Origin of the sequence: Streptomyces sp. H39-C1 (assembly GCF_027158125.1) — a bacterium.
Classification (GTDB): domain Bacteria; phylum Actinomycetota; class Actinomycetes; order Streptomycetales; family Streptomycetaceae; genus Actinacidiphila; species Actinacidiphila fildesensis.
Genome location: NZ_JAPVLS010000198.1, coordinates 1 through 4,654 on the forward strand (window position 1 = coordinate 1; position 4,654 = coordinate 4,654).

Sequence of the window (4,654 nt, forward strand, 5' to 3'; positions counted from 1 at the left end):
AAAACCCTCGGAGCCGACAACATCGCCAAGACCACCCGGGCGATCCGCGACGAACCCCAACGAGCACTCCCCATCCTGGGCATCACCAACGAACCGGTCACCTAAGGAACTTGATCAAGCCCTGGGCCGGACCACGCCGCTGAACAAGGTGCGGCCTTGGTCGTCGCTGAAGGTGGTGGTCTTAATGGTGTTCTGCCTCTTCTTTCCGGAGATGAACGCCTTACGTCCGGGGCGTCCCGCGCGCGGTCGGCGAACCTGCACCTCGGTGCCGTCGATCCGCAGTCCAACGTCCTCTACGTCGGCGTAGGCGAACACGTCCTCCAGCGTGCGCAGCCGTACCCCGGGCCGGTCGGGCACGGCGAAGCCACGGGGCGCCAGCAGCGGACGGACCTCGCGGATCGCGTCGGAGACGATGGAGCGGTCCACCCCGTACAGCTCGGCCAGGGCGGCGTGCGGCAGCCCCAGCCGCAGACAGACCAGGGTGACCAGCAGTCGGTCGACGAAGACCAGTTTCTGCTTGCGTCCGGCACCCGCGGCCCGCAGGCGTTCCCCGCCGCGCCGCTCGCGCAGCGTGGACTCCCGGGCCGCAGCCCATCGCGGCGCGAGCTCTTCGAGCAACTCGCCGAAGTGTGCGCGAGAGACTCCGGACAGGGCCGGATGGGAACAGGCCGCACGGGCCCAGGTGAGCTTCACAACTCACCCAACCCGCACGGCTCTTCCCACGTCACGCGTTGGGCGGCGACTTTACGCTGCTGGCTGAGACCATCGTTTAAAGATCTGCGGGGCGGTCGGCGGTGCTGCCCACGCTTGCAGCCGCAGTTGCTCGATGGTCTCGGAAGACTCATCGGATTCGATGTCCGCGCGGAATGCATTGGCCAGGTTTCGGCGTGATGCCCGGACTCGGATCCATCCGGCGGGGGCTTCGAAGCGCGGAGCTTCCGGCAAGTAGTCGGTGCAGCCCATCACCACCAGGCGCCCCGAGGGGACGTGGAGGCTCGCCTCGACGACGTGATCGAATTCGCTGCTGTCATCGTCCGGCTCGCCACGCAGAAGATCCACCTTGACCGCGACACCGACATTGACCTCAGTCCCGATGACCAGTGCATCGTGGGCTACACCGAGTCGGTCGATTAGAGCTTCCTCTGTCCATACCTCACCGAGATCACTATCTGAGCCCTCGTCCAAGACATGGATCTGGCAGTAATCCGCGAAAATCTGCAGGTCGATGGCCACGCGACTATCTTCCCCCCGACCTGGCGCGGCCAGACAACAGGATGCCATCAGCACCCTGTTCGGCCGCCCGAGATTGCCACCATCGACGGTGACACCGAGATATCCACCCAGAACATCGCACAACATCACGACTCGGCAGGACCCGATGCCATTGCCCCCAAGGTCGTTACCCCTGCTCGACCGTCAAGGTGGGCCGCGAACGCGGGGGCAGGGCAGGGGACGGCATGAGGCGCACCGTACAGCGCGAGGGGGTTTGCGTCGCGCGCTGCACGGTGCGCCTGGTCCGGCGTGACCGGGGGATCACGCCGGCGGCCGACGCCACCGGGGGAGGGGCGTCGGCGTCGGGAGCCGTTCGGCAGCCGGGCGGGGCAGCTCGACGGCGGCGACTGAACTCGGCACTCGGACGACGGGTGCCCCGTCGTGATCTCACCCGATTGGATCCGAGTACCTCACATCTAAGGAAGCGGGCCAGGACCCGGAATCGTTACTGCTCGGCGGGGGGTCTCAGGAGGCTGGGGCTTCTGAGTGGTCCGGGCTGGTGTGCGGGTGGCGTGTTCGAGAGCGGCTGCGCCATGATGAAACGGTGAACGAAGAACCTCTGGAAAGCTGGGCGCAGCGGCGCGCGGCGGACCAGGCTCGGAAGTTGGGCCGGTTGCGTGCTCGCACCCTGGCGCCGGGGCCGGAACGTGCCTTTCACGTCAACCCCACTGCTGAGCGAGTCATTGAGCAGTGGGATGGCTATCAGTGGGTGCCCGTGACGGTGGCAGTCGACCTGGCCGCCGCGAAGGCCCTGCTCTTCGTGCCGGAGCCGCTTGACGAACGCCCCACGGAGTGGGACCGGCCCGCGATGGGTGAGGGCTCCGGCAGGCACCGCAAACCGGCTCCGGCGGAACGCCAGGACGAGTAGCATCGCCGCTAACAAGGCTGCTCAGGGCCGGCCAGTGTGCGGCAGGGAGAGCGACCCCTCACCGGACACGTCCGCGTCGCACCGCGTAAGCAATCCGCCAACGGCAGACTGCGACCGGTGGCAAACGATGACGAACCCGAGGCCGTGTCGTTGATGCGCCCGGGCCCAGCTAGTGTGCTGCCCCCGAAAACAGGGTCCGCTACGACGTAGCGAGGCGGGCCTCACCGCTGCCCAGCGAGACCGAGGGCGGCTATGCCGCCCCCTCGGTTCGTCAGTGGGCAGCGCTCTGTGGCGCCCGGCAAGGTGCCCCTGCCGCTTTTCCGTCGTCGGCAAGCTGAGACTGGCGCCACTCTTCGAGCGCCGACCTCACCAGAGCGCCGAGCAGGTCTCCGACCCACAGCCCCTTCGCGTACGCCATCCGCACTAGGTCTTCGCGATCAGCCTTGGGCAACGTCACGAACTCCATGGTGCTGTCCTTCTGGTGGTATCCGCAGCACAGGACGCGCATACAGACCGTCTCCGAGTGCCCGCTTTCCAGCGACTCCCACGGCGGATAGGGGTAACGCTCCAGTTTCTCCACGCACCGCGTGACTACCTCGTGCTTCTCGCGCCGAAGTCGCGGCGTCCCCTCCCGTCCGTAGTGACGTTCGAACCATGTGCGCCGGGGGGCGTCCTGTATCTCGCGCTGCACCTGGGCTATGCGGTCCTTGACCCCCTCTACGACAGAAAGCGGAAGTGGGTTACGGCAGAAGCCGGCCTTCGGGTGGGCGTAGTGCAGCTTCATGTCGCGCACCCACTCGACTGAACTCTTCTTCTGCTTCCAACCGTTGCACCGGTCGCAGGCGGGAACGAGGTTCCACCAGATGTCCCGCCCGGCCTCGCTCGCCATAGGCACTTCGTGCTCCAGGGTCTCCGACGGTCTCTCGTCGCAGTACACGCAGCGACCGCCATGGGCGGTCAGGACCATGACCCACACCCAGAGCGGCTGGCTCCCCCGATTCCTACTCAACACTTCCTGCTTTGTGACTGCCACATCCACCCCCTTGTCGCACAGTTGGACGACATCGTATGGAGAGGTACTGACAGCCCGGTCCTTCTCAGTGCGGCACTCGGGCGTATGACCGCGCGGGGCAGGCTCGAGCCCTGCCGCCCCTCTCGAATTACGAACGAATCAGCCTGACCCACATGCGGGGCGTGCGCAGCCACCACGGGCGCTGCGTCGCCTGCCACTTCAGAAAGGCTTGCTGCCGGGCCACCAGAGCCGGCTGGTTCATATGGCTGGCCAGTCGCTCGTTGAGGCGACTACTGTTCCGCTCCGCGACCTGGCTGGCATCGAAGAGCGCCATCTGCACCAGAGTTCCGTCTCTGGGTAGCCGTCCCCCGCGCAGCGTGGCGTGACAGCAGTCGATAGCGTCCTGAATCCATGCCAGGCGCCATGTCGAGATGCGGCCGTCATGGCCCGCTGCGGTCCACATGCAGATGGCAATTAGGGCCTCTGTCACGCGTTGGCGTAGCTTCTTGTTCCTAAGTAGCTCCGCATCGGGCAGCAGCTGCGCGGCGAGGCTCCTACCTTGAACATCCGCGTCGTCGGCCGTCAGGTCCCGGATTCCCAACAGCTTGGAGCGCATCCTCCCGACGCGCTCCTCGTCAGCGTCCATGCGCTTGTGGCGTCGGCCGAGCGCTGTTTGGGCCCAGTGGCCCCCGTACCCGAGTAGTGCCGTGAAGATTGGCAACAGCCACTTCGTCATGAGCCGATCTTGGCCCCAGGGGGCGGGTCCGTGCCTGGCCCCGTACCAAGTCGTGATGCAGACCTCTGGCGCGCCCTGTGTGCAGAGCGCGAACTGTAAATCTTCCGGCCGCAGCGGATCGGCGTCGTACCCGGGACGACAGCAGCGGCGCGGAAGGCGACGCCGTGGCGCTGCTGCCCGTTGAACACGGACTCCCACAGCCTCGCCACCAAGCCCGGCAACGACGCCAGCGACCCCAGGGCCAGACCCTCAGCGACGCCACTCTGCGGCACCGTCACCTGGACCAGCGCTGTTCCAGAGTTCAAAGCGCGGGCTACCGCCGTCACGCCAGCCACCCGCGTGGCTGGCGTCAACTGGGTGCTGCCGCTCTTAGTTGAGGAGGTCACGTATGCCGCCCGCACACAGGCCGGCAATCTCCGCCATCCCTCGTGGCACCGGCTGCGCCCCGACCTGGCCCCCGAGGACCCCCGGTAACAGCCCCGGCTCTGCAGCGAGTCCGGAGGCTGACACGACACGGACGGAAGGGTTCAACGGCACTGTCGACCCTCTCCGTGAAGGGCAGCGCGATGCCCTCCGCTGGGGAAGGCGACCAGAGCTGCGTCACCTGCTCCGACCTCGACGAGAGCGACGCAGTCTGCCCCTAGTGCTGAATTCCTCAAAGGCAGTAGACGTAGCGTCGGCGTAGGTGTCGGGTGGGTGGGGCGGGTCTGCCCCAGATCCAGGGTTTGGCGCGGGCGTTGAGTTGGGTTGTCGCGAGTTCGGTGGC

At 66.7% G+C, this 4,654-nt stretch carries 5 protein-coding genes and 2 pseudogenes; 2 read left to right on the top strand and 5 right to left on the bottom strand.

What is annotated here, in order from left to right; all coding sequences use genetic code 11:
• Positions 1-114: 114 nt before the first annotated feature.
• Positions 115-618: a helix-turn-helix domain-containing protein gene (locus O3W51_RS47265; protein WP_269290212.1), complete on the bottom strand. Its 504-nt coding sequence runs from the start codon at positions 616-618 to the stop codon at positions 115-117.
• Between the two features lie 126 nt (positions 619-744).
• Positions 745-1,233 (bottom strand): hypothetical protein, encoded by a 489-nt coding sequence (locus O3W51_RS47270; RefSeq protein ID WP_269290214.1) that lies wholly within the window; start codon positions 1,231-1,233, stop codon positions 745-747.
• A gap of 583 nt (positions 1,234-1,816) precedes the next feature.
• Between O3W51_RS47270 and O3W51_RS47275 the strand changes: the two genes are divergently transcribed.
• Positions 1,817-2,140: a DUF6087 family protein gene (locus O3W51_RS47275; RefSeq protein WP_269290216.1), complete on the top strand. Its 324-nt coding sequence runs from the start codon at positions 1,817-1,819 to the stop codon at positions 2,138-2,140.
• Positions 2,141-2,411: 271 nt separating this feature from the next.
• On the opposite strand, the gene O3W51_RS47280 is transcribed toward O3W51_RS47275, so the two are convergent.
• From O3W51_RS47280 to O3W51_RS49205, 3 genes and pseudogenes are all read right to left on the bottom strand, one after another.
• The gene (locus O3W51_RS47280; RefSeq protein WP_269290218.1) at positions 2,412-3,173 is read right to left on the bottom strand and encodes an HNH endonuclease; all 762 of its coding nucleotides are present in this window, start codon (positions 3,171-3,173) and stop codon (positions 2,412-2,414) included.
• A 127-nt stretch (positions 3,174-3,300) separates the two neighbouring features.
• Positions 3,301-3,888, bottom strand: a complete 588-nt coding sequence (locus O3W51_RS47285) for a hypothetical protein (RefSeq protein WP_269290220.1) — start codon at positions 3,886-3,888, stop codon at positions 3,301-3,303.
• Between the two features lie 107 nt (positions 3,889-3,995).
• Positions 3,996-4,181, bottom strand: a pseudogene (locus O3W51_RS49205) (hypothetical protein); the annotation flags it as partial.
• Between the two features lie 43 nt (positions 4,182-4,224).
• Between O3W51_RS49205 and O3W51_RS47290 the strand changes: the two are divergent.
• A pseudogene (locus O3W51_RS47290) lies at positions 4,225-4,362 on the top strand (ATP dependent DNA ligase); the annotation flags it as partial.
• Between the last annotated feature and the right edge of the window lie 292 nt (positions 4,363-4,654).

Excerpts from the sequence above, each read along its gene's own strand:
- O3W51_RS47285 (WP_269290220.1), bottom strand. The coding sequence starts at position 3,888 with ATGACGAAGTGGCTGTTGCCAATCTTCACGGCACTACTCGGGTACGGG.